The organism is Serratia sp. CY47280 (assembly GCF_052168655.1).
Classification (GTDB): domain Bacteria; phylum Pseudomonadota; class Gammaproteobacteria; order Enterobacterales; family Enterobacteriaceae; genus Serratia; species Serratia bockelmannii.
In genome coordinates this window covers 1,443,993-1,464,965 of sequence record NZ_JBJNMG010000001.1, presented here as the reverse complement: position 1 = coordinate 1,464,965, position 20,973 = coordinate 1,443,993, and the positions used below count along the sequence as shown (strand labels likewise).

Sequence of the window (20,973 nt, the reverse complement as noted above, 5' to 3'; positions counted from 1 at the left end):
CGCGCGTTAATCCGGCGTTTTTGTTACGCTGTAACAATGTTTAATTTATTGATATTAATGATATTTATAGAAGAAATTGTTGTTTGTCGGCGTAATTTTTTCACCCTATAAACGAGGTGTCACCTGCCAATTACAACGAGGAAGCTATGAGTACCTTAAATATCGATACCGCGCCGCCGTTATCTGCGCCCATCGGCTCGGCCAGCGATGTGGCACGTTTGATTAACCAGCGCAGCGAGAAAAATACCCATGCGCGCATGATCGTGCTGTTGGCGCTGGGCGGTGTTTTTCTCGATGCCTATGACCTGACCACGCTGTCTTACGGCATCGATGACGTGGTGCGTGAATTCAGCCTCAGCCCGCTGCTGACCGGGGTGGTAACTTCTTCGATCATGGTCGGGACCATTCTCGGCAACCTGGTCGGCGGCTGGTTGACCGATAAGTACGGCCGCTATCAGGTGTTTATGGCCGATATGCTGTTTTTTGTGGTTTCCGCCATCGCCGCCGGGCTGGCGCCCAACGTCTGGGTGCTGATCGGCGCGCGCTTTTTGATGGGGATCGGCGTCGGCATTGATTTGCCGGTGGCGATGGCCTATCTGGCCGAATTCTCCAAATTCACCGGCAAGGCCAACAAGGCGTCGCGCCTGGCGGCCTGGTGCCCGATGTGGTACGCCGCTTCGTCGGTGTGTTTTCTGATCATCTTTGCGCTCTATTTTCTATTGCCGGCCGAATATGCGAACTGGCTGTGGCGCGCCTCGTTGATTTTCGGCGCCGTGCCGGCGTTGCTGATCATCATGGTGCGCAGCAAGTTTATGAACGAGTCGCCGCTGTGGGCCGCTAACCAGGGCGATCTGAAAGAGGCGGCGCGCATCCTGCGCGAGTCATACGGCATTGCCGCCCATGAGGCGGAACCTGACGCCGCCCAACCGGCGGCGCCGCCGAAGGTCAGCTTCCGCGTGCTGTTCCGCAAGCCGTACCGCGAGCGCACGCTGGTCGCCAGCGTGATGAACGTTTGCATTTCCTTTGAATACACCGCCATCGCCTTCTTTCTGCCGTCGATTCTGGCGCAGTTTCTCGGCGCCGGGGTGTTTGAAACTATCTCCGCTTCGCTCGGGCTGAACGTGCTGTTCGCTTTTACCGGTGGCCTGCTCGGCATGCGTCTGGCATGGAAGTATCCGTCGCGCCAGGTGGCGATCGCCGGATTCGCGCTGCAGTTTATCGCGCTGATTGCCCTGGCGTTGATCGGACATCCGCAGGCGGCGTTCGGCGTTGGGCTGGCGATCCTGATGTTGGGCCTATGGCTGTTCGCCGAAGGATTCGGCCCCGGCGCGCAGATGATGATTTATCCGGCGCTCTCTTACCCGACGGCGATCCGCGCCACCGGCGTCGGTTTCGGCCGTTCGCTGTCCGGTATCGGCAGCGCACTGGCGCTGTTTATTCTGCCGATTTTGCAGGCGCGCTTCGGCACCGACATGTTTTGGATTGTTTCACTGGCGGCGGCAATCCCCATCGTCTTCCTGCTGATCATTCGCTTTGAACCGACGGCGCACGATATCGACGATCTGGCCGATCGCGCTTAACCACAGAGGACACTGACATGACGCAACACCTGTTATCCACCGGAGCAGACTACGCACAGCTGGCCGCGCGTTTTCGGCCGATCTTCGCCGAAATCGCCGCCGGGGCGGTGGAGCGAGAGCTGTCGCGCACGCTGCCGCATGAACCGATCCGTTGGCTGAAAGAGGCGGGGTTCGGCAAGGTGCGCCTCCCGCGTGAAAAGGGCGGCGACGGCGCTTCGTTGCCGCAGCTGTTCGAACTGCTGACCGAACTGGCGGAGGCGGACTCTAACCTGCCGCAGGCGCTGCGGGCGCATTTCGCCTTCGTGGAAGATCGGCTGAACGCGCCGGACGGCCCGGAGCGCGATCGCTGGTTCGAACGCTTTCTCGACGGCGAGCTGGTCGGCAGCGGTTGGACCGAGATCGGCGGCGTGAAGCTGGGGCAGGTCAATACCCGGGTAACGCCACAGGCCGACGGCTGGTCGCTCAACGGCGAGAAATTTTACAGCACCGGTAGTCTGTTTGCCGATTGGATCGACGTGTATGCCGAGCGCAGCGGCGGCCCGGTGATCGCTTTGGTGAACGTCGCCCAGCCGGGCGTAGAGCGCGACGACGACTGGGACGGATTTGGCCAACGCACTACCGGCAGCGGCACCACGCGTTTTATTGATGCGCGGGTCGAGCAGGCGCACGTCTATGACTTTGCCGAGCGCTTCCGCTACCAAACTGCGTTCTATCAGCATGTGTTGCTGGCGACGCTGGCGGGGATCGGCCGCGCGGTGCTGCGAGACGTCGGCGAGGGCGTGAGGCAACGTAAAAGGATCTATAGCCACGGCAACGCCGGTTGGGTGAAGGACGACGTGCAGATCCAGCAGGTGGTGGGGCAAATCAGCGCCTGGGCCTATGCGGTTGAGGCGACGGTGCTAAAAGCGACTTCCTCGCTGCAGCAGGCTTATGAGGCGCATCGTTCCGGCGATGAAGCGCTGCTGCAGGCGCTTAACGTGACGGCGGAACTGGACGCCGCCAGGGCGCAGGTCATCGCCGGGGAGTGGGTGCAGCGCGCCGCCGGTGAATTGTTCAATGCGCTCGGCGCTTCAGATACCCGTACCGGCAAGGCGTTGGATCGCCACTGGCGCAATGCGCGCACGCTCTCTTCACATAATCCGGTGATCTACAAGGCGCGCAATATCGGTGACTGGGAAATTAACCGCCATACGCCGACCTTTATCTGGCAAATCGGCAGTGGCGGTTGAGGCCGTGGCTATTCCGTCCAAACCTGCGTGCTACGCGGGCTGTCCATCTGATAATCCGAGTAGGGGCGGGTGAAGAACTCGCGCCCCAACTCGCGGGCGGCCTGCAGCGGGTTGCGCGGATCGCGGGCGATCTCACCGCGCTGGTTGCCGGCGCCGTGCACCAGCCCGACGAAGGCGGAATGGGTGTAGCGGCTGAACTCCTGGATCTGATGCACGATGCCCAGCGCCGAGCCGGGATAAGTTTCTTCCGACGCCACCGCCAGCCCGATGCGTTTGCCGCTCATGCGTTGGTGCACCTGTTCCGCCTGAGGGTAGGCGTTGGAATAGAAGCTGAACGAGCGATCGAAAAAGGCCTTGGTTTGCGCCGACATGCCGTACCAGTAAATCGGCGTGCAAAATACCGCGCCGTCGGCCGGCAGGAAGTGCTCCAGGAACAGCTCGGCGTAGCGATCGGCCGACGGCGGCGTATGGCGTTCATCGCTCAGAAAACCGCTCAGGTAATCATCGAGAAAATGCAGGCTGGCGACGGTGCCGGCTTCGGCGGCGCCCACCAGGATCGCCTGCGCCAGCGTGGCGCTGTTGCCGTCGCGGCGCGGGCTGCCGACCAGCACCACCAGACGTTTGGATTGATGAGTTGTATTCATGTCATGTTCCTTGGTGTGAAGTGGATTCAGTCCTACTCTAGAAACAAGCACCGGCAGGCGACAAATGACGGCTTTTCTGCCAGGATGAACTCAACTCATCTCAAGAGGATTCGCCATGTTCGCCACGCTGCCCGTCAACGCTTTACGCACCTTTGAATCCGCCGCTCGCCTGCGCAGTTTCAAGCTGGCGGCGGCCGAGCTGGCGGTGACGCCAACGGCGATCTCGCACCAGATCAAAGCGCTGGAGCAACAGTTGGGGTTTGCGCTGTTCGAGCGGGTGCCGCGCGGCGTGCGGCTGACACCGAAGGGAGAAACCCTGTTTGCCGGGGTGCACGGCGCGCTGCTGGACGTCGCCGCCACGCTCGAGGGTCTGCGGCCGCAGCCCAGCACCGGATCGCTGTGCGTCTCGGTCACGCACTCTTTCGCGGCGCTGTGGCTGGTGCCGCGCCTGGGGCGTTTCTACCAGGCGTACCCGCACTATCTGGTGCGCCTGGAGGCCTGCGCCGAGGTGATCGATCTGCAGCAGGACGCCAGCGTGGACGTGGCGGTGCGCTACAGCCGCGCGCATTATCCCGCGTTGCATCAGACGGCGCGCCTGGAGGAAAGCTTTGGCGTCTATGCCGCGCCGGGGCTGGCCGCCGCTCCGCCGGAAAATCCGGTGCTGATCACCGTCAAATGGGGAGATTCGGCGCTGTACGACAGCGGCTGGCATGACTGGTGCCGGGCCGCCGGCGTGGACTGGTGGCAGCGCCATGCGGCGATGCGCAGCTATCACGAGGAACATTACGCCCTGCAGGCGGCGGTGGCCGGGCAGGGGTTGGTGCTCGCCAGCTCGGTGATGGTGTCCGAGATGGTGGACAACGGTCTGCTGGTGGCGTACCGGCCGGAGGTGCGCGTTCCGGGTGCCGCGTACAGCGTGTTGTGCGCGCCGGGACGCGAGCGGCACCCGCCGGTCAGGGCGTTTCTCGCCTGGCTGCAGCAGGAACTGCCGCAAGGCAATGGCACGAAATAAAAGTTTTACCGTCCTAAGCTGTGGGAATATCAGCGAACTTTTGTTTTTACTTCACTGCGAGAACCTATCATGAGCCAGCCAAGAACCTCCGATTACCCGATTGACGCGCAATTTATCGAGCGCTGGTCGCCGCGCGCGATGACCAACGACGCCATCGACGATCAAACGCTGCTGAGCTTCTTTGAAGCGGCGCGCTGGTCGCCTTCGGCCTACAACATTCAGCCGTGGCGCTTTGCCTACAGCAAGCACGGCTCCGACAGCTGGGAGAACTACCTGGAGTTCCTGATCGACTTCAACCGCGGCTGGGCGCAGCACGCCTCGGCGCTGGTGGTGATCGTCTCCAAAACCACCAGCTTGAACGGCGAGCGGCTGGTGGACAACCCGACCCACGCGTTCGACACCGGCGCAGCCTGGGCCAACCTGGCGCATCAGGCGCACCTGAAAGGCTGGCTGACCCACTGCATGAGCGGCATTCACCACGACAAGATCAAAGCGGCGTTGCAGCTGCCGGACGACTATGCGGTGCACGCCATGGTGGCGATCGGCAAACCGGGCGACAAAGCCCGCCTGCCGGATTTCCTGCAGGAAAAAGAGGCGCCGTCGGGCCGCCTGCCGCTGGGCAATACCGTCAGCGAAGGGCTGAATTTCACGCTGTGATTGCCCGCGTTCTCGCCGAGGCCCGCTTGGCGGGCCTTTTTTATGCGGCGAGTAAAACTTTGGGAGTATGTTCGCGTTCGCTTATTCGCTGTATATTTTGTTATATAGCGATTGCGTAATGAGGAGGAACCCGTGGGAGATCATTTTGGCAAAGGGTTGTTGGCGGGGTTAAAGGCGGAGAACCTGAAGCCGGAGGCGGAGCTGTCGCGCTTTTGCTCCGACTACAAGCGCGGCTTCGTGCTCGGCTATGCGCACCATTTAGCGCAGCGCTGCGGCGACGAGAACCGGGCGGCGTTCGAAGCCGGTCAGCTGAGCCGTGCCTATGGCCTTGGCAGTGAGCCGATGTGCGAGTTCTTTTCCGGCGGCGACAGCCGGCTGGCGGAGAAGTTTTTCCGCGCCGGCTATAACCGACCGGCGCAGGGGTAGCGCAGACGAGCCGTCAGGCGGCGCTCAGCACCGCCACCATATACACGCACGGTTGGTCGCTCTGGTTTTCAAAGCGGCAGTCCGCCGGTGGGCCGAGCTCCAGACAGTCGCCTTCGGCCATTTCATGGCGCGCCTCACCCTCAAGAAAGACCAGCTCGCCGGATAAAACCCAGATCAGCTGACGTTTGAACGCGTACACCGAAGCCGGCATCGGGATCGCCGCGCCGGCCGGCAGTTCAATGCGCACCAGATCGAGCGGCAGATCGGTACGCGGCGACACGTGGCGCCGCACGTAGCCGCTCTCCGGATCGACCCAGACCGGTTGATCTTCCCGGCGCAGCAGCCGGCCTTCCTGCGTTTCCGCCCGGGCGATCAGCTTGGACATGCTGAGGCCGAACGCCCCCGCCAGCCTGCCCAACAGCATCGCCGTCGGGCTGCTCTCGCCGCGCTCGATCTTATGAACCATCGCCCGTGAGACGCCCGCCCGTTCGGCCAGATCGGACAGCGACCAGTGGCGCGCCTCGCGCTCAATGCGAATGCGTGCGCCGATCAGCTGATTTAGATTGTCTAATTTAATATTCATATCGTAGTATTATAGTGGACAATTGGCCGGGGTAAACCATGATTATACGAAATGCGACGCTCAACGATAGCGCGGCGATTGCCGCTATCTATAACGACGCGGTGTTGAACAGCACCGCCATCTGGAATGAACAAACCGTGGATGCGGCCAACCGCGCGGCGTGGATCGGCGAGCGGCAGGCGGCAGGTTACCCGGTGCTGGTGGCGGTGAACGGCGCGGACGAGGCGATCGGCTACGCGTCGTTCGGCGATTGGCGCGCCTGGGACGGCTATCGCCATACCGTAGAGCACTCGGTGTATGTCCATCAGGCGCATCGCGGCGCCGGGATTGGCAAGGCGCTGTTGATCGCCTTGATTGCACGGGCGCGGGAGATCGGCAAGCATGTGATGGTGGCCGGCATCGAATCCGGCAATCAGGCGTCGATTAAGCTGCATCTGGCGCTGGGGTTCCGCGACGTGGGGCGCATGGAGCAGGTGGGCGCCAAATTCGGCCAATGGCTGGATCTGACGTTCCTGCAGCTGACGCTCGACGAGCGGGTAGCGCCGCCGACGCGCTGACCCCGGGAGGCAGGGCGATGAATATGCTGTTACTGCTGATCGCGGCGGGGATGGGGCTGGTGGTGCAGAATCTGTTGATGGTGCGTATTACCGAAAGCGTTTCGACCATCCTTATCACGCTGGTGATCAACTCCAGCGTCGGTTTGTTGCTGCTGGTGGGGTTGCTGCTGGCCAAAAACGGCCTCGGCGCGGTGGCGGAAGTGACCGGCGCCGCCAGGTGGTGGATGCTGTTACCGGGGCTGCTGGGATCGCTGTTCGTGTTCGCCGGCATCCTGGGCTACCAAAAACTGGGCGCGGCGGCCACCATCTCGATCCTGGTCGCCAGCCAGCTGTGCATGGGGCTGCTGGTGGACGTCTACCGCGCCGGCCCGGCGGCGCTGCGCGAGAATCTGCCGGCGCTGTTCGGCGCCCTGCTGCTGGTGGCGGGCGCTTATCTGGTGGCGAAACGCAGCTTTTGACGGCGGCTGACATGCAAAAAGCCCGCTCAGGTTTCCCTGAGCGGGCTTCTCTAAATATGGCTCCTCTGACTGGACTCGAACCAGTGACATACGGATTAACAGTCCGCCGTTCTACCGACTGAACTACAGAGGAATCGTGTGAACGGGGCGAATAATAGCGGGGCGGTTGCGGCTTGTAAAGCGCGAAAACGTCCGAGGCGCCCGTTTGCTGCAAGATTGCCCAACCTGCTGCTTTTTCTCGCTTTTATCGCTTATCCCGCGCGCAGCACCGCCGGGTTGCCCGTTGTTTGGCGCATTTGCCTGCCGATGGTGCAACGCCTGCCCTACGTTGTGGCGCGCGCCGTCCGGCGAACGGCCGTTTGCCGCCGTGTATCCCGCCTCCGTGGCCGTTTACCGACTCTGGCCCGGATCTTGCTGCGCTTGAATAACCGGATTTCGGCATTCTCAATTTAGCGGCTCGCTGGAGGCACTATGAATTTCAGACGTCTGAAGTACTTCGTGAAAATCGTCGATATTGGCAGCCTGACCCAGGCGGCGGAAGTGTTGCACATCGCCCAGCCGGCGCTCAGCCAGCAGCTGGCGACGCTGGAAGGGGAACTGAAGCAACAGCTGCTGATCCGCACCAAGCGCGGCGTGCAGCCGACCGAGGCCGGCAACATTTTGTATGCCCATGCGCAGACCATTCTGCGCCAGTGCGAGCAGGCGCAGAGCGCGGTTAACAGCGCCGGACAGGCGATGAACGGCCAGGTGTCGCTCGGGCTGGCGTCGGGCAGCACCGCGGCGCAGCTGGCGCTGCCGTTGCTGCAGACTCTGCGCGATCAGCAGCCGGGCATCCTGCTCAGCCTGCATGAAAACGGCGGCACGACGCTCACCGGGCAGGTGGCTAACCAGACGCTGGACATGGCGATGGTCTACGGCGCCAAAATGCCCGCCGGGCTGCACGCCATCGCGTTGATGCGGGAAGATCTCTATCTGGTGGCGACGCGCGCGGTGCCGCATCCCGGCAACAGCGTCGAGCTGCTGGACGTGGCGCGGCTGAACCTGTTCCTGCCGCGCGAGGGCGATGCGGTGCGCAACCAGCTGGAGGAGGCGATGGCGCTGCGCAAGCTGGCTGCCAACGTGGTGGGGGAGATCGAATCCTCGGGTGCGTTGAGCGCCGCGATCGCCAGCGGGCTGGGGGCGACCGTGCTGCCGGAATCGGTGGCGCGCGCGATGATCGGCCCGGCCAAGGCCTGGATGGCGCGCATCAATGCGCCGACGATGTCGGTGCCGCTGGCGCTGTGCATGTCGGGTCAACAGGCGCTGTCCGCCCCGGCGCTGCTGGTCAAAGACCTGCTGCTGTCGATCGCCGGCGGCCGCAGCCAGGAAAAACGCGCACTGGCACTGGTGCGTTGAGGAAAAAACGGCCCGCCGCAGCGGGCCTGAGCACCGTTACCGGAACGGCGGTTCGTTGAAGGTGCGCAGCTTGCGCGAGTGCAGACGATCGCCCTCGGCGCGCAGCAGATCGATGGCGCAGATGCCAATCTGCAGGTGCTCGGAGATCGCCCCTTCGTAGAAGCGGTTGGCCTGGCCCGGCAGTTTGATCTCGCCGTGCAGCGGTTTGTCGGAGACGCACAGCAGCGTGCCGTACGGCACCCGGAAGCGATAACCCTGAGCAGCGATGGTGGCGCTCTCCATGTCGACCGCCACCGCGCGGCTGAGATTGAAGCGGCGCGCCGAAGCGGAGTAGCGCAGCTCCCAGTTGCGGTCGTCGGTGGTGACCACGGTGCCGGTGCGCAAACGCTGTTTAACCTCTTCGCCGGGCATGCCGCTGACCATCTTGGTGGCGTCGTACAGGGCGCGCTGCACCTCGGCGATGCTCGGGATCGGGATATCCGGCGGCAGCACCGCATCCAGCACGTGATCGTCGCGCAGATAGGCATGGGCCAGCACGTAATCGCCGATCTTCTGGCTTTCGCGCAGGCCGCCGCAGTGGCCGATCATCAGCCAGGCGCTCGGGCGCAGCACCGCCAGGTGATCGCAGATGGTTTTGGCGTTGGACGGGCCGACGCCGATGTTGATCAGCGTGATGCCCTGGCCGGTGCGCGAGATCAGGTGATAGGCCGGCATCTGGTGGTTTTTCCACGCCAGATCGGACACCGCTTGCTCGGGCGCGCTGGTTTCCGGCGTGATGTAGGTGCCGCCGGCGCTGGAGAGCGCGATGTACGGGCTGGCCGGATCGGCGATCTGCGCGCAGGCCCAGCGCACGAACTCATCCACATAGCGGGTGTAGTTGGTGAACAGCACGAACGGCTGGAAATGCTCCACCGGCGTGCCGGTGTAGTGTCGCAGACGCGCCAGCGAGAAATCCGCGCGCAGCGCATCGAAATGCGACAGCGGGAAATGGTTGTCGGTGGCGTGGTACAGGCCGTCGGCGGTCTCGTCACCGATCTGCGCCAGCTCGGTGGTGGGGAAATGCTGCGCGATGCCGGCGCTCATTGAACGATCGAGCGCCAGGCTGGAGCCGTCGATGACATAAGGGAACGGGATCTCCTGCTGCGACGGCGCCACTTCGATATGGGCGGCGTAGTCGTGTTCCAGCATCGCCAGCTGTTCGGCCAGATAGTGGCGGAACAGCTGCGGCCGGGTCACGGTGGTGCTGTAGCTGCCGGGATGGGTAAAGCGGCCGAAGGCGCGGGTTTTGCTCGGGCCGGATTGCTGCCCGTCCCAGCTGACGCGCAGTTCGGGATACACGAACAGTCCGGCGGCGCGCGCTTGCGCATCCGGCAGGGTGCCGTGGCTGATAAAGTCACTGACCGCCTGCCGCAGCGCGTCTACCGCGGCGTCATACAGGGCTTCCAGTTGATCGAGTGCCTGATCGGCGCTGAGGCCGCTGCGAGGTGGGGCATAGCTCATACTTTCTCCTTCGATGTCCCGGCTCTGGCGGGATTGGCGGCGTTTCACCGTCACAGGTTAGCCGAAGAAGGGCGTAAAAGCTTGGTTGAAATGACGGGCGCGGCAAAGAAATTACCGCGCCCGTGAAGGCGGAGAGATCAGGAGGCGGGAGCGGCCGCTTCGACCTTCAGCGACACCAGGCCGATGCCCAGCTTCTTCGGCGTGAAGCCGCCGCTGGCGCTCTCTTTCGGCTCGGTGGGGGCCGGCGGGGTAATGCTGATCTTCTGCGCGCCGCGCGGGTTGTCGAAGCGCAGGGTGACGGTGCTGTCCTGTTCGCCGAGCGACACAAAGCGCTCTTCGTCGCCGACGCGCACCGAAATCGGTTCGCCGACGTTGTTGCCGTAGGCGCGGGCGCGCAGCACCAGATCGAAGCTTTTCGGCAGCGGGTCGACGTAATCGATGTCGACCGCCGGCGCCAGATTGGCGTCGGACCAGCGGCCCCATTCCTCGACGGCGGAGACGCCGGTGATGGCCTTCACCTGTTCCGGCATGCCGGGCAGCATGAACTCGATGGCGTCCGCCCGGTATTTCACCGCCGCGTCGTCCACCTGCAGGCGGGCGACGGCGTTTTGGTAATCGGCGACGCTGTCCGCCGCCGGGCCGGTGAAGTTCACCTTGCCGTTGAAGCGTTCGCCGCTGGCCTGCGCGATCTGCGGCGGCGAGGCGAGGGTGCCGGAGGCCACGCAGATGTCGGTGCTCAGCGCCAGCTGCGGCGCCCAGACCCGGCCGATCTCGTAGCATTTATCGACCCAGACGAATTTCTCCCCCGCCCCCAGTCCGGCCAGCTGTTTGCGCAGCGGGGTGGAGAGGTAGACGTTGAACATCGGTTCGAGGCGGTTATCGCCCACCCGCAGGATGAACGGCACCTTGTAGGTGATGCCGGAGAAGCTGAAGCTGCGCTGGCGCGTGTCCACGCTGTAGTCGCTGATGCGGTTCGGTAGGCCCCACTGGTTGATCACCGCCGGTTTCCAGCCATTGATCTTCTCTTCGATATTCAGGAACACCGTAGACAGCGACGGCGCCGACAGGCTGCTGCGGCCAAGGCCGATGTAGTTGTCGCCGCCCATCACGTCCAGCACCGTGGCGCCGTTGTCCAGCGTGCTGCGTTTCTCGTTGCGCTGTTCCGCCAGCGGCCGGGTGCCGTCGATGATGAAGAACAGATTGCGGCGCTTCTGTTTGGTCAGGATGTCGTAGGCGGTGTTGTTCATCGCCAGATGATCGGAGGACACCACGATCACGGTGTTGCTGAAATAGGGCGAGCGTTTGATTTTGTCGATCAGCGCGGCGATGTGTTGCTGGCTGCAGGCCACCGCGCTCAGCGAGCGGTTTTCCTTGTTCTGCCAGGCGTAACTCTTCTTGCTGCAGCCGGCGGAGATAAAGCCGTCCGGGTGATGGGTATCGACGGTCAGGGTAAACAGCGAGAACGGCTGGCGCTGTTTGGACAGCTCGACGAACTTGCCGTACACCACGTCCAGCACGCTATCGTCGTACCAGCCCCAGTCGTTTTTGTAGCTCGGATCGGCGACCTGTTCGCGCAGCTCTTTGAAGCCGTAAACGTGGTCGAAGCCGTGGGATTTCAGGAAGGTGTCTTTACCGGCGAACGCCAGCTCGGCGCCCTGATAGAAATAGTTGCTGTAGCCGGCGGCCTTCAGCACGTCGCCCAGGCAGACGTTCTCCGGGTAGAAGGTGGAGACCGCGCTGGAGGCGTTGCCGTCGAAGGGCGCGAACAGCGGAATGCCGCACTGTGAGGCGACCATGCCGGCGATGGTGTAACCGGTGCCCGGCAGCTGTTGGGTGTTGCTGAAATCGATGCTGTCCGCGCGCAGGGCGTTCAGCTCGTCGGCCAGGCCGGGAAACAGCTCGGTATCGAAGTAGGTGCGCTCCAGGCTCTCGGCATAGATGTACACCAGGTTCGGCCGCTTGCCCTGCACGGTCTTTTTCGGCGCCTTGTAGTAGGTGGTGAAATCGGCGGTATCGCCGACGATCTGGCTCTTGACCAGCAGCGAGATGTCCTGAAATGCCGGGGTGGTGCCGACCGAAAACAGCGCCAGCAGCACGGCGACGAGGCTGTAGGCCACGCTGCTGCCTTTGGCTTTGCGGCGCAGCAGGCTGCGGGCCAGCACCGCGAAGATAAGCCCCAACGCCGCCAGCAGGCCGATGAACGGCAGCACGTATTTGCTGATGCCCGCGCCTTTGAGGCTGCTGGTGACGGTGTAAATCACCGCGTCGGTGATGCCGTCGCCGGTGAAGTAGTTGCTGGCGATCAGGATGACGTTCAGCACCAGATAGCTGCCGAGCAGCGTCAGCAGAATGGCGAACCACCAGCGGTTGGCGGCGGCCCGGGTGCGATAAATCAAAATCGACGCCAAAAAGAGAACAAAAGAAACGACTGCTAAAACCATCCGCCAAACCCTGTCTGATTGAAAAAACGTTGCTGCCCTGGTCTGCGCCGCCGACCGTGCCGCGGCGCGAAAAGTGAAGGGTATAGCCTATTGCCGGCGGCGGAACAACGCGCGATCTCCCGCTACGGCCGACGAACGGCGGCTATTGTACATTTTTATGACAATAGTGTGACGTTAATCACGCCGACGGCGGCCTCGGCGGCGAAAGCTTGCTGGTCGGAGGTTTCGCTCTACGCTTAATGAGCGCCACGACGGTGCGCCCATCAGCCTTTCACAGGAGGAAGTATGCAGACGATTCCCGCCGCGGTACTCGACGATCTGGCCCCGCAAGGCGTGTTGCGCGCGGCGATCAACTACGGCAATCCGGTGCTGGCACAGGCCGGGGCCGGCGGTAAACCGCAAGGCGCTTCGGTGGAGCTGGCCGCCGCGCTGGCCCAGGAGCTGGGCGTGGCGCTCGAGCTGGTCACCTATGACGCGGCGGGCAAGGTGTTTGCCGACCTGGACAGCGGCGCCTGGAACCTGGCGTTTATGGCTATCGAGCCGGTGCGTGCGGCGCAAATCGCCTTCAGCGAACCCTACGTGATCATCGAGGGGACTTACCTGGTGGCGAACGACGCACCTTACTTTGAGGTGGCGCAGCTCGACCGGCCGGAGGTGCGCATCACGGTCGGCCAGGGGGCGGCGTACGATCTGTTTTTATCGCGCACGCTGCAGCAGGCGCAGCTGGTGCGGGCGGCAACCTCCGCCGAGGCGATCGCGCTGTTTTTCGAACGGGGGCTGGAGGCGGCGGCCGGCGTGCGTCAACCGCTGCTGGCCGCCGCGGCCGCCCATCCCGGCTACCGGGTGCTGGACGGGCATTTCACCGCCATCCGCCAGGCGATGGCGGTACCGCGGCAAAAAACGCAGGGCGCCGCCTACGTGAACGCGTTTATCGAACGCTGCAAGGCCAACGGGTTGGTGAAGGCGGCCTTGCAGCGCAGCGGCCAGGGTGAGGTGACGGTGGCGCCGCCGGCCGCCTCGGCGTGATCAGTCGAGCTCCACCGCGTACTGTTCCACCGGGGTGATTTTCTTGATCAGCTTGTTGTCGAACAGGAACTGTTCGTAAGCCTCATAGCGGGCCCGATCCAACTTGGCCGGATCGCGCGCGAACAGCGGCAGGCTGGCTTGCCACGCCTGTTTGTTCAGCTCGGTATTCAGCTCCGGGTGCGCCTTGGCGAACGCCAGCCAGGTCTCCTGCGGGTGGGCGTGCAGGTAGTCACTGCCTTGCTTCAGCGCGGCGAGGAATTTGCGGATTTTCGGCTCGTTCACCGCATCGCGGTTGGCGACGATGATCAGCTCGTCATAGGCCGGCACGCCGTAGTCTTCGACGTTGAACACCACCGGTTCTTTACCCTGTAGCTTCAGCTCCAGCGCTTCGATGTTGCGGTAGCCGCCGATCACCGCATCGACCTGGCCCGCCAGCAGGGCGCTGGTCAGCTGGAAGTTGACGTTGATAAGCTTGATGTCCTGCGGCTTGAGGTGCTCGTGTTCGACCATGGTGGCCAGCGTCGCCTGTTCGATGCCGCTGACCGAGTAACCCACCGTTTTGCCCTTGAGATCCGCCGGCGACGTGATGTTTTTGTCCAGCGCGATCACCGTATTCAGCGGCGTGTTGATCAGGGTGCCGACGCGCATCAGCGGCAGGCCCTGATCGGCGAAGAAGTGCAGCTGCGGCTGATAGGTAATGGCGAGGTCGGCCTGTTTGGCGGCCACCAGCCGCGGCGGCAGCGCCGGATCGGACGGCGGCACGATCTTGACGTCCAGCCCTGCGGCCTTGAAGGCGCCGATCTGCTCGGCCACCATAATCGGCGCGTGATCGGGGTTGATGTACCAGTCGAGCACCAGCGTCAGCTTTTCGGCCGCACCGGCCTGGCCGGTGATGGCGGCGCCCAGCAGCAGCCCGCAAACGGTTTGTTTGATCATGGTCGTTCCTTTATCCCTGGTTATGGTTGCAATCATCAGTCGTTTTCCGGCGCCCAGGCGATCAGACGCCGCAGCAGCGCATCCACCGCGGCCCACAGCAGCACGGTCATCAGCACCAAAATAAACAGCGCGGCGAAGCAGACGTCGGTCTGCATGCGCGCGTTGGCGTTCAGCATCACGTAGCCCAGCCCTTCGGCCGAGCCGACCCATTCGCCGATGATGGCGCCGATCGGCGCGACGGCGGCGGCCATGCGCAGGCCGGAGCCGAAGGCCGGCAGCGCCGCCATCAGCCGCACGTGCCGCAGCTGCGCCCAACGCGAAGCGCGCATCGTGCGCGCCAGATCGAGATAGTCGTTGTTGACCCGGCGCAGCCCGTCGAAAAAGGCCGACACTACCGGGAAGAAAATCACCAGCACCGCCATCGCCACCTTGGCGCTCATGCCGAAGCCGAACCACAGCACCAGCAGTGGCGCCAGGGCGAACACCGGTATCGCCTGGCTGGTGAGCACCAGTGGCATCAGCCAGCGCTGCAGCCGCGGCGAGAAGATCATGCACAGCGCCAGCGCCGCGCCGAGCAGCACGCCCAGCACCAGCCCGCTGACGATCTCCGAAGCCGTGACCAGCGTGTGCCAGGCGAGATAGCCGCGCCCGTCCCACACCGCCTGCGCCACCGCGCCCGGCGTGGGCAGCAGAAAGGCCGGAATGCCGCTTTGCGCCGCCAGCCACCACAGCAGCAGCAGGCCGGCAAACACCGTCAGCCCACGCCGCAGGCGGGTGAGGCCATGCTCTTCGGCAATCTTCATTGCGCGGCCCTCACCAGCTGTTGCAGCAGCTCGGCCTGGCTTTTCAGCAGGTCGGCGTCATCCGGCGCGCGCGGCGGTTGCCCGCTGATACGGTGGGTATCGTCGAGGCCCAGCGGCCAGGGCGACAGTACCAGCAGCCGGTGGCTCAGGCGGCAGGCCTCCATCGGATCGTGGGTGATCAGCAGTACGGTATTTTGCGCCAGCAGCTCGGCGGCCAGGCTTTGGATCTCGGCGCGGGTAATGGCGTCCAATGCGGAGAAGGGTTCGTCCATCAGCACGATCGGCTGGCGTTCGTAGAGCGTGCGGGCGATGGCGGCGCGCTGGCGCATGCCGCCGGACAGCGCGGCGGGCAGGCTGCGGCCATGCGCGGCCAGGCCTACGCGTTCGAGCAGATGCGCCACCCACGCCCGATCCGCCACTTCGCCGCGCAGCCGCGAGCCGAGGGCGACGTTCTCTTCGACGGTCAGCCACGGGTAGAGCAGGTCTTTTTGCCCCATGTAGGCGATGCGCCCGGCGATCGGCAAACCGTCGCTGCCGGTCACCGTACCCGAACTGGCCTGCGCCAGGCCGGCGATGATCTTCAGCAGGCTGGTTTTGCCGGCGCCGCTGGCGCCGAGCAGGGCGACGAAGCTGCCGCCGGCGATGTCGAAGCTCAGCCGGTCGAAGACGATTTGCTGACCGAAACGCAGGCTGAGATCCCGCACCTGGATGCCGGGTGGGAGAAGCGGGGAGGTCATGAGGCGTTCAGCCCCATCTGCCAAAATGCCGATTCCAGCTGGGTGGCGGTGGTGAAAATCTGCGCCAGCTCGGTGAAGCGGTCTTGTGCGCCGCGCTGGTGGCCGACGGTTTCCAGCAGTTCGATGGCGGCACGCACGCCGGCCAGATAGCCCTCGTCGCCGTAGTTGCGGATCCAGGAGGCGTAAGGATTGCCCTCCATCTGAGTGGCGGGATCGTGCAGCAGCCGCAGGCCGATTTCGGCATAGCCGGCCACGCAGGGCAGCAGGCCGGCCAGCAGATCGAGGGCGTCGCCGGCATGGCCGATATCCAGCACGTAGCGGGTGTAGTTCATGGTTTCCGCCGCTTCCGGCTGGGCGGCGATCTGCGCTTCGCTCAGCCCCCATTCGGCGCAGTAGGCCACGTGCAACGGCAGTTCGGCGACGATGCCGTTGAGCGAGGCGGTGGCGGCGCGCATCTCCGGCAGGGTGCGTAGCTTGCTGACCAGCAGCGCGTAGGCGCGGGCGAAGTGCAGCAGAAACAGATAGTCCTGGGTCAGGTAGCGGCGAAAAGCGCGTTCAGGCAAGGTGCCGGCGGCCAGCTGCTGCAGAAATGGATGATCGACATAATCTTGCCAGTGGCTGCCGGCATGGTGGCGCAGCCGGCCGTAAAGACCGCTTTCGAACAGGGTGGTGATGGACATGGGACCTCCTTGAGTCAGTGGAGATCCGGGCACGCTGGGGTATGAACAGGCAACGGGTGAGAGCGTTGTTGCCTAACCGTCCCTTCGCTGGCATGACCCAGATCAGGTTCAAAGGGTTCGGCTTGCGCCATCTCAGCCCGTAACAGGACACCCCTCGGAGCTGCTTGTTATACGACATTTGTTTTTTGATTACAATCGCCGGGCGGTGCGGCGGCAATCGGTTCGTTTAGTGCGATCGAGGGTGATTTTGCTGGCGCAAGGCGCGCGGTTTTTGTCACTGTAGGCCCATGTTTTGCCTCTGAGGATGATGCCCGATGAAAAAGATTGGTTTTCTCTCGTTTGGCCACTGGTCGCCTTCCGCCCAGTCCGGCACCCGTTCCGCGGCGGATGCGCTGCTGCAGTCCATCGATCTGGCGGTCGCCGCCGAAGATCTGGGGGCGGACGGCGCCTATTTTCGCGTGCACCACTTCGCGCGCCAGCTGGGATCGCCGTTCCCGCTGTTGGCCGCCATCGGCGCCAAAACCCAACGCATCGAGATCGGCACCGGCGTGATCGACATGCGCTATGAAAATCCGCTGTACATGGTGGAGGACGCTGGCGCGGCGGATCTGATCGCCGGCGGGCGGCTGCAGCTCGGCATCAGCCGCGGCTCGCCGGAGCAGGTGATCGACGGCTGGCGCTATTTCGGCTATGCCCCGGCCGACGGCGAAACCGATGCGGACATGGCCCGCCGCCATACCGAAGTGTTCCTGGAAGCGCTGCGCGGCGAAGGGTTCGCCGAGCCCAATCCGCAGCCGATGTTCCCGAATCCGCCCGGGCTGCTGCGGCCGGAACCGTTTTCCGCCGGGCTGCGCGACCGCATCTGGTGGGGCGCCGGCTCCAATGCCACCGCCGTCTGGGCGGCGAAGCTCGGCATGCACCTGCAAAGCTCGACGCTCAAGAACGACGAGACCGGCGAACCCTTCCACATCCAGCAAGCCAAGCAGATCCGCGCCTACCGCGCCGCCTGGCAAGAGGCCGGCCACACGCATGAGCCGCGGGTTTCCGTGAGCCGTAGCATCTTCGCGCTGGTGGATCAGCGGGATCGCAACTACTTCGGCGGCAGCGGTAAGGAAGGCGACCAACTGGGTTATATCGATGCGCAAACCCGGGCGATCTTTGGCCGCAGTTACGCCGCAGAACCTGACGCGCTGATCGAACAGCTGGCGCAGGACGAGGCCATCGCCGAAGCGGATACCTTGCTGCTGACCGTGCCTAACCAGCTGGGCGTGGATTACAACGCCCACGTTATCGAATCGATTTTAACCCATGTCGCGCCGGCGCTCGGCTGGCGCTAAACGGAGGAGCTGCATGTCACGCATTTTCATTACCGGCTCGGTGGACGGGCTGGGCCGCGCCGCCGCGCAAACGTTGTTGGACGAAGGACATCAGGTGATTCTGCATGCGCGTGAGCCCGGCCGTCTGGACGCGGTGCGCGATCTGCTGGATCGCGGTGCACAGGCGACGATCGGCGATCTGTCCGATGTGCAGCAGACCCGGCAGCTCGCCGAGCAGGTCAATCGCCTCGGTCGCCCGGACGCGGTGATCCACAATGCCGGTATGTTTACCGGACCGCAGGTGATGCCGGTGAACGTCATAGCGCCCTACCTGCTGACGGCCCTGATCGAACGCCCCAAGCGTATCGTCTATCTGAGCAGCAGTATGCACTTTGACGGCGTGGCGGAACTGAACGGCGTGGATTGGCTTGGCGGCGCCGCAGGCTCTTATTCGGACAGCAAACTGTTCGTCACCGTGCTGGCCGCCGCCGTGGCGCGCCTGTGGCCTGACGTGATCAGCAGCGCGGTCGATCCCGGTTGGGTGCCAACCAAAATGGGCGGCGCGGACGCGCCCGACGATCTGGCGCTGGGGCATGTGACGCAGGCGTGGCTGGTGAGCAGCGATGAACCGCAGGCCCTGGCGTCCGGCGACTATTGGCACCATCAGCAGCGCCTCGAACCCCATGCAGCGGTACACGACGAGGCGTTTCAAACGGCGCTACTGGCGCAATTGGCGCGCGCCGGCGGGGTGAGCTTGCCGCAGGTTTGAATGGCTATTCCTTCCAGGCCCGTCGAGGTTATCGGCGGGCTTTTTTATGCCCGCAGGGTGAACCCGCGGCGCTTTTCTTATACAGTGGTTGTCTGGCCTGTTTTGCTCTTTCTTGTAATTATCGCCATGCATACATTCCTGATTATCGTCCCTGAAGGGGGCATGCTGTTCGAAGCGGCGGGCATCGCCGATATCCTGATGCAGGCTAATCGCCTGAGTTCCGCCGAGACGCCGCTGTATCAGATCGCGGTCGCCACTACGCAATCTCACCGGGTGGTGCACGGTCTGTCCGGGCTGAGCCTGTTGGCTGACCATCGCCTGGCGGATCTCGATCCGGCCCAGCCGCGCGATACCGTCATTGTTGCCGGCAAGGGGGCAACCGAAGAAGAGGGTGCCCTGGTGGCGGATTGGCTGCGCCGCGCGGCGCCGCAGACGCGCCGTATCGCCTCGGTTTGCGGCGGGGCTCTGCTGCTGGCCGAAGCCGGATTGCTGGACGGGCGGCGGGCGACTACCCACTGGCGGCTGGCGGAAACGCTGCAGGCGCGCTTCCCGCGGGTGCAGGTTGAAAACGGCCCGATCTACGTGCAGGACGGGCCGATTTGGACCTCCGGCGGCGTCAGTTCCGGCTTCGATCTGACGCTGGCGCTGGTGGAGGATGATTACGGCTTCGTGCAGGCGCGCGAAGTGGCGCAGGATCTGGTGATGTTTCTACGTCGCCCCGGCGGGCAGGCGCAGTTCAGCCGCTACCCGCTCAACCAGGCCAAATCGCCGGGCCCGATCCGCGACCTGCAGTCCTGGATCCTGGAAAACCTCGCCGACGATCTCAGCGTCGAACGGTTGGCCGAACGCGTGGCGATGAGCCCGCGCAACTTTACCCGCGTATTCACCCGCGAGACGGGCATTTCTCCCGCCAAATTCGTCGAAGAAGGCCGGTTGCATACCGCCAGGCAGCGCCTGGAGCAGAGTGCGCAAGGCATCGAGCAGATCGCCCTGGCCACCGGCTTTGGCAACGGCCTTAACCTACGGCGGGTGTTTGAGCGCAAACTGCAGCTGACCCCGAGCGAATACCGCGAACGCTTCCATGCGCGCAATTTGGCGTAAATTGATCGGTAAACGTCATTTACGCCGCCTCGGGGCAGGGCTAGAGTCGAGGCAAAGCCCAAAACGAGGAGTGCATCATGGTGAGAGTAGGCATTAATGGATTTGGCAGGATCGGACGCAACGTGCTGCGCGCGGCGCTGGGGCGCAGCGATTTTGAAGTGGTGGCGATCAACGATCTGACGGACAGCAAAACGCTGGCGCACCTGCTGAAATACGACACGCTTTCCGGCACGCTGGCGGCCAGGGTGGAAGCCGGCGACAACCAACTGCTGCTGGACGGCCGGCCGATTCAGGTGTTTTCGCAGCGCGACCCCGCCGAGATCCCCTGGAGCAGCGTGGGCGTTGACGTGGTGATCGAAGCGACGGGCTTCTTTACCGACAAGGCCAAGGCGGAAGTGCACATCACGCACGGCGGCGCCAAGCGGGTGATTATCTCGGCGCCGGCCAAGAACGACGACATCACCATCGTCATGGGGGTTAACGACCAGCTTTACGATCCGGCGCTGCATAAAGTGGTCAGCAACGGCAGCTGCACCACTAACGGGCTGGCGCCCGCCGCGCAGGTGCTGCATCAGGCGTTCGGCATCGAATACGGGCTGATGAACACTACTCACGCCTATACCAATAGCCAGGCGCTGCACGATCAGCCGGAAAAAGATCTGCGCGGCGCGCGGGCGGCGGCGGAATCGATCGTGCCTTATTCCAGCGGCGCGGCCAAGGCGCTCGGCAAGGTGATCCCGGATCTCGACGGCAGGTTGACCGGTTACTCGCTGCGGGTGCCGGTGCCGGTCGTCTCGATCGTCGATCTGACGGTGACGCTGAAACGCCCGGCGACGGTGGAAGAGATTAACGCCGCTTTCCGCGCGGCGGCGGCATCCGGCCCGCTGAAAGGGATCCTGGGCTACAGCGATGAACCGCTGGTGTCGAGCGACTACCGGGGTGATGCGCGTTCGTCGATCATCGACGGGCTGTCCACGCTGGTGATCGGCGGCAATCTGGTGAAAGTGCTCGCCTGGTATGACAACGAATGGGGCTTCTCCAATCGGTTGGTCGATCTGGCGCTGCTGATGGAAAAACGCGGGCTGTAAACGCCCCATAGCAAAAAGCCCGCTTAAGTTTCCTT

At 63.8% G+C, this 20,973-nt stretch carries 21 protein-coding genes, 1 tRNA gene and 1 riboswitch; of the genes, 13 read left to right on the top strand and 9 right to left on the bottom strand.

Going from position 1 to position 20,973, the window contains the following annotated elements; all coding sequences use genetic code 11:
* Nucleotides 1-146: 146 nt before the first annotated feature.
* Together ACJ8J4_RS07135 and ACJ8J4_RS07130 are read left to right on the top strand one after the other, a co-directional pair.
* Nucleotides 147-1,580, top strand: coding sequence for an MFS transporter (locus ACJ8J4_RS07135; protein WP_043143179.1), 1,434 nt, complete (start codon nucleotides 147-149; stop codon nucleotides 1,578-1,580).
* Between the two features lie 17 nt (nucleotides 1,581-1,597).
* Entirely contained in the window at nucleotides 1,598-2,809 is a 1,212-nt protein-coding gene (locus tag ACJ8J4_RS07130; protein WP_264383642.1) for an acyl-CoA dehydrogenase family protein, read from the top strand.
* A gap of 8 nt (nucleotides 2,810-2,817) precedes the next feature.
* On the opposite strand, the gene ACJ8J4_RS07125 is transcribed toward ACJ8J4_RS07130, so the two are convergent.
* Nucleotides 2,818-3,453 carry a flavodoxin family protein gene (locus tag ACJ8J4_RS07125; protein ID WP_197771125.1) on the bottom strand — a complete coding sequence of 212 codons (636 nt, stop codon included), beginning with the start codon at nucleotides 3,451-3,453 and terminating at the stop codon, nucleotides 2,818-2,820.
* A gap of 115 nt (nucleotides 3,454-3,568) precedes the next feature.
* On the opposite strand from ACJ8J4_RS07125, the gene ACJ8J4_RS07120 reads away from it, so the two are divergent.
* The 3 genes from ACJ8J4_RS07120 (at nucleotide 3,569) to ACJ8J4_RS07110 (ending at nucleotide 5,548) form a co-directional block, all read left to right on the top strand.
* Nucleotides 3,569-4,465, top strand: coding sequence for a LysR substrate-binding domain-containing protein (locus tag ACJ8J4_RS07120; RefSeq protein ID WP_264383641.1), 897 nt, complete (start codon nucleotides 3,569-3,571; stop codon nucleotides 4,463-4,465).
* 69 nt (nucleotides 4,466-4,534) lie between these two features.
* A complete protein-coding gene (locus ACJ8J4_RS07115; RefSeq protein WP_049208748.1) occupies nucleotides 4,535-5,122 on the top strand; it encodes a nitroreductase family protein in 588 nt (195 codons plus the stop codon).
* 132 nt (nucleotides 5,123-5,254) lie between these two features.
* Complete coding sequence (locus tag ACJ8J4_RS07110) at nucleotides 5,255-5,548, top strand: DUF2623 family protein (RefSeq protein ID WP_049207145.1); 294 nt, start codon at nucleotides 5,255-5,257, stop codon at nucleotides 5,546-5,548.
* Between the two features lie 13 nt (nucleotides 5,549-5,561).
* Here the strand turns inward: ACJ8J4_RS07110 and ACJ8J4_RS07105 are convergent, their stop codons facing one another.
* Nucleotides 5,562-6,131, bottom strand: coding sequence for a helix-turn-helix domain-containing protein (locus ACJ8J4_RS07105; protein ID WP_025303413.1), 570 nt, complete (start codon nucleotides 6,129-6,131; stop codon nucleotides 5,562-5,564).
* Between the two features lie 38 nt (nucleotides 6,132-6,169).
* Between ACJ8J4_RS07105 and ACJ8J4_RS07100 the strand changes: the two genes are divergently transcribed.
* Together ACJ8J4_RS07100 and ACJ8J4_RS07095 are read left to right on the top strand one after the other, a co-directional pair.
* Nucleotides 6,170-6,688: a GNAT family N-acetyltransferase gene (locus ACJ8J4_RS07100; protein WP_043143185.1), complete on the top strand. Its 519-nt coding sequence runs from the start codon at nucleotides 6,170-6,172 to the stop codon at nucleotides 6,686-6,688.
* A gap of 17 nt (nucleotides 6,689-6,705) precedes the next feature.
* On the top strand, nucleotides 6,706-7,146 hold the full coding sequence (locus ACJ8J4_RS07095; protein WP_043143187.1) for a DMT family transporter: 441 nt from the start codon (nucleotides 6,706-6,708) through the stop codon (nucleotides 7,144-7,146).
* 57 nt (nucleotides 7,147-7,203) lie between these two features.
* On the opposite strand, the gene ACJ8J4_RS07090 is transcribed toward ACJ8J4_RS07095, so the two are convergent.
* A tRNA-Asn gene (locus ACJ8J4_RS07090) sits at nucleotides 7,204-7,279 on the bottom strand.
* Nucleotides 7,280-7,617: 338 nt separating this feature from the next.
* Between ACJ8J4_RS07090 and nac the strand changes: the two genes are divergently transcribed.
* The gene (gene nac, locus ACJ8J4_RS07085) at nucleotides 7,618-8,541 is read left to right on the top strand and encodes a nitrogen assimilation transcriptional regulator NAC (protein ID WP_060447874.1); all 924 of its coding nucleotides are present in this window, start codon (nucleotides 7,618-7,620) and stop codon (nucleotides 8,539-8,541) included.
* 36 nt (nucleotides 8,542-8,577) lie between these two features.
* On the opposite strand, the gene ACJ8J4_RS07080 is transcribed toward nac, so the two are convergent.
* Complete coding sequence (locus ACJ8J4_RS07080) at nucleotides 8,578-10,041, bottom strand: AMP nucleosidase (protein ID WP_015378406.1); 1,464 nt, start codon at nucleotides 10,039-10,041, stop codon at nucleotides 8,578-8,580.
* A gap of 137 nt (nucleotides 10,042-10,178) precedes the next feature.
* Nucleotides 10,179-12,482 carry a phosphatidylglycerol--membrane-oligosaccharide glycerophosphotransferase gene (gene opgB, locus ACJ8J4_RS07075; protein ID WP_197812430.1) on the bottom strand — a complete coding sequence of 768 codons (2,304 nt, stop codon included), beginning with the start codon at nucleotides 12,480-12,482 and terminating at the stop codon, nucleotides 10,179-10,181.
* 285 nt (nucleotides 12,483-12,767) lie between these two features.
* On the opposite strand from opgB, the gene ACJ8J4_RS07070 reads away from it, so the two are divergent.
* Nucleotides 12,768-13,508 carry a transporter substrate-binding domain-containing protein gene (locus ACJ8J4_RS07070; protein ID WP_197836098.1) on the top strand — a complete coding sequence of 247 codons (741 nt, stop codon included), beginning with the start codon at nucleotides 12,768-12,770 and terminating at the stop codon, nucleotides 13,506-13,508.
* On the opposite strand, the gene ACJ8J4_RS07065 is transcribed toward ACJ8J4_RS07070, so the two are convergent.
* Genes ACJ8J4_RS07065 through tenA form a run of 4 tightly spaced genes read right to left on the bottom strand, consistent with a single transcriptional unit; the run spans nucleotide 13,509 to nucleotide 16,664 of the window.
* Nucleotides 13,509-14,444 carry an ABC transporter substrate-binding protein gene (locus ACJ8J4_RS07065; RefSeq protein ID WP_197836099.1) on the bottom strand — a complete coding sequence of 312 codons (936 nt, stop codon included), beginning with the start codon at nucleotides 14,442-14,444 and terminating at the stop codon, nucleotides 13,509-13,511. It lies immediately after the preceding gene.
* A 35-nt stretch (nucleotides 14,445-14,479) separates the two neighbouring features.
* Nucleotides 14,480-15,247, bottom strand: a complete 768-nt coding sequence (locus tag ACJ8J4_RS07060) for an ABC transporter permease (RefSeq protein WP_025303402.1) — start codon at nucleotides 15,245-15,247, stop codon at nucleotides 14,480-14,482.
* Entirely contained in the window at nucleotides 15,244-15,984 is a 741-nt protein-coding gene (locus tag ACJ8J4_RS07055) for an ABC transporter ATP-binding protein (RefSeq protein ID WP_025303401.1), read from the bottom strand. The genes ACJ8J4_RS07060 and ACJ8J4_RS07055 overlap by 4 nt, the downstream gene beginning before the upstream one ends.
* On the bottom strand, nucleotides 15,981-16,664 hold the full coding sequence (gene tenA / locus ACJ8J4_RS07050; RefSeq protein WP_025303400.1) for a thiaminase II: 684 nt from the start codon (nucleotides 16,662-16,664) through the stop codon (nucleotides 15,981-15,983). The genes ACJ8J4_RS07055 and tenA overlap by 4 nt, the downstream gene beginning before the upstream one ends.
* Before the next feature lie 62 nt (nucleotides 16,665-16,726).
* Nucleotides 16,727-16,829, bottom strand: a riboswitch (TPP riboswitch).
* Between the two features lie 149 nt (nucleotides 16,830-16,978).
* Between tenA and ACJ8J4_RS07045 the strand changes: the two genes are divergently transcribed.
* The 4 genes from ACJ8J4_RS07045 (at nucleotide 16,979) to gap (ending at nucleotide 20,938) form a co-directional block, all read left to right on the top strand.
* Nucleotides 16,979-18,001, top strand: coding sequence for an LLM class flavin-dependent oxidoreductase (locus tag ACJ8J4_RS07045; RefSeq protein WP_025303399.1), 1,023 nt, complete (start codon nucleotides 16,979-16,981; stop codon nucleotides 17,999-18,001).
* A gap of 13 nt (nucleotides 18,002-18,014) precedes the next feature.
* Nucleotides 18,015-18,749, top strand: coding sequence for an SDR family NAD(P)-dependent oxidoreductase (locus ACJ8J4_RS07040; RefSeq protein ID WP_197771184.1), 735 nt, complete (start codon nucleotides 18,015-18,017; stop codon nucleotides 18,747-18,749).
* Nucleotides 18,750-18,875: 126 nt separating this feature from the next.
* Nucleotides 18,876-19,850 carry a GlxA family transcriptional regulator gene (locus ACJ8J4_RS07035; RefSeq protein WP_043140017.1) on the top strand — a complete coding sequence of 325 codons (975 nt, stop codon included), beginning with the start codon at nucleotides 18,876-18,878 and terminating at the stop codon, nucleotides 19,848-19,850.
* Nucleotides 19,851-19,927: 77 nt separating this feature from the next.
* Nucleotides 19,928-20,938 (top strand): type I glyceraldehyde-3-phosphate dehydrogenase, encoded by a 1,011-nt coding sequence (gene gap / locus ACJ8J4_RS07030; RefSeq protein ID WP_025303396.1) that lies wholly within the window; start codon nucleotides 19,928-19,930, stop codon nucleotides 20,936-20,938.
* Nucleotides 20,939-20,973: the final 35 nt, after the last annotated feature.

Coding starts and splice junctions, on each gene's coding strand:
- ACJ8J4_RS07105 (WP_025303413.1), bottom strand. CDS start 6,131: ATGAATATTAAATTAGACAATCTAAATCAGCTGATCGGCGCACGCATT.
- ACJ8J4_RS07120 (WP_264383641.1), top strand. CDS start 3,569: ATGTTCGCCACGCTGCCCGTCAACGCTTTACGCACCTTTGAATCCGCC.
- ACJ8J4_RS07070 (WP_197836098.1), top strand. CDS start 12,768: ATGCAGACGATTCCCGCCGCGGTACTCGACGATCTGGCCCCGCAAGGC.
- ACJ8J4_RS07135 (WP_043143179.1), top strand. CDS start 147: ATGAGTACCTTAAATATCGATACCGCGCCGCCGTTATCTGCGCCCATC.
- ACJ8J4_RS07040 (WP_197771184.1), top strand. CDS start 18,015: ATGTCACGCATTTTCATTACCGGCTCGGTGGACGGGCTGGGCCGCGCC.
- ACJ8J4_RS07115 (WP_049208748.1), top strand. CDS start 4,535: ATGAGCCAGCCAAGAACCTCCGATTACCCGATTGACGCGCAATTTATC.
- ACJ8J4_RS07100 (WP_043143185.1), top strand. CDS start 6,170: ATGATTATACGAAATGCGACGCTCAACGATAGCGCGGCGATTGCCGCT.
- ACJ8J4_RS07080 (WP_015378406.1), bottom strand. CDS start 10,041: ATGAGCTATGCCCCACCTCGCAGCGGCCTCAGCGCCGATCAGGCACTC.
- ACJ8J4_RS07095 (WP_043143187.1), top strand. CDS start 6,706: ATGAATATGCTGTTACTGCTGATCGCGGCGGGGATGGGGCTGGTGGTG.
- ACJ8J4_RS07125 (WP_197771125.1), bottom strand. CDS start 3,453: ATGAATACAACTCATCAATCCAAACGTCTGGTGGTGCTGGTCGGCAGC.
- gap (WP_025303396.1), top strand. CDS start 19,928: ATGGTGAGAGTAGGCATTAATGGATTTGGCAGGATCGGACGCAACGTG.
- tenA (WP_025303400.1), bottom strand. CDS start 16,664: ATGTCCATCACCACCCTGTTCGAAAGCGGTCTTTACGGCCGGCTGCGC.
- ACJ8J4_RS07045 (WP_025303399.1), top strand. CDS start 16,979: ATGAAAAAGATTGGTTTTCTCTCGTTTGGCCACTGGTCGCCTTCCGCC.
- nac (WP_060447874.1), top strand. CDS start 7,618: ATGAATTTCAGACGTCTGAAGTACTTCGTGAAAATCGTCGATATTGGC.
- ACJ8J4_RS07065 (WP_197836099.1), bottom strand. CDS start 14,444: ATGATCAAACAAACCGTTTGCGGGCTGCTGCTGGGCGCCGCCATCACC.
- ACJ8J4_RS07130 (WP_264383642.1), top strand. CDS start 1,598: ATGACGCAACACCTGTTATCCACCGGAGCAGACTACGCACAGCTGGCC.
- ACJ8J4_RS07060 (WP_025303402.1), bottom strand. CDS start 15,247: ATGAAGATTGCCGAAGAGCATGGCCTCACCCGCCTGCGGCGTGGGCTG.
- ACJ8J4_RS07035 (WP_043140017.1), top strand. CDS start 18,876: ATGCATACATTCCTGATTATCGTCCCTGAAGGGGGCATGCTGTTCGAA.
- opgB (WP_197812430.1), bottom strand. CDS start 12,482: ATGGTTTTAGCAGTCGTTTCTTTTGTTCTCTTTTTGGCGTCGATTTTG.
- ACJ8J4_RS07055 (WP_025303401.1), bottom strand. CDS start 15,984: ATGACCTCCCCGCTTCTCCCACCCGGCATCCAGGTGCGGGATCTCAGC.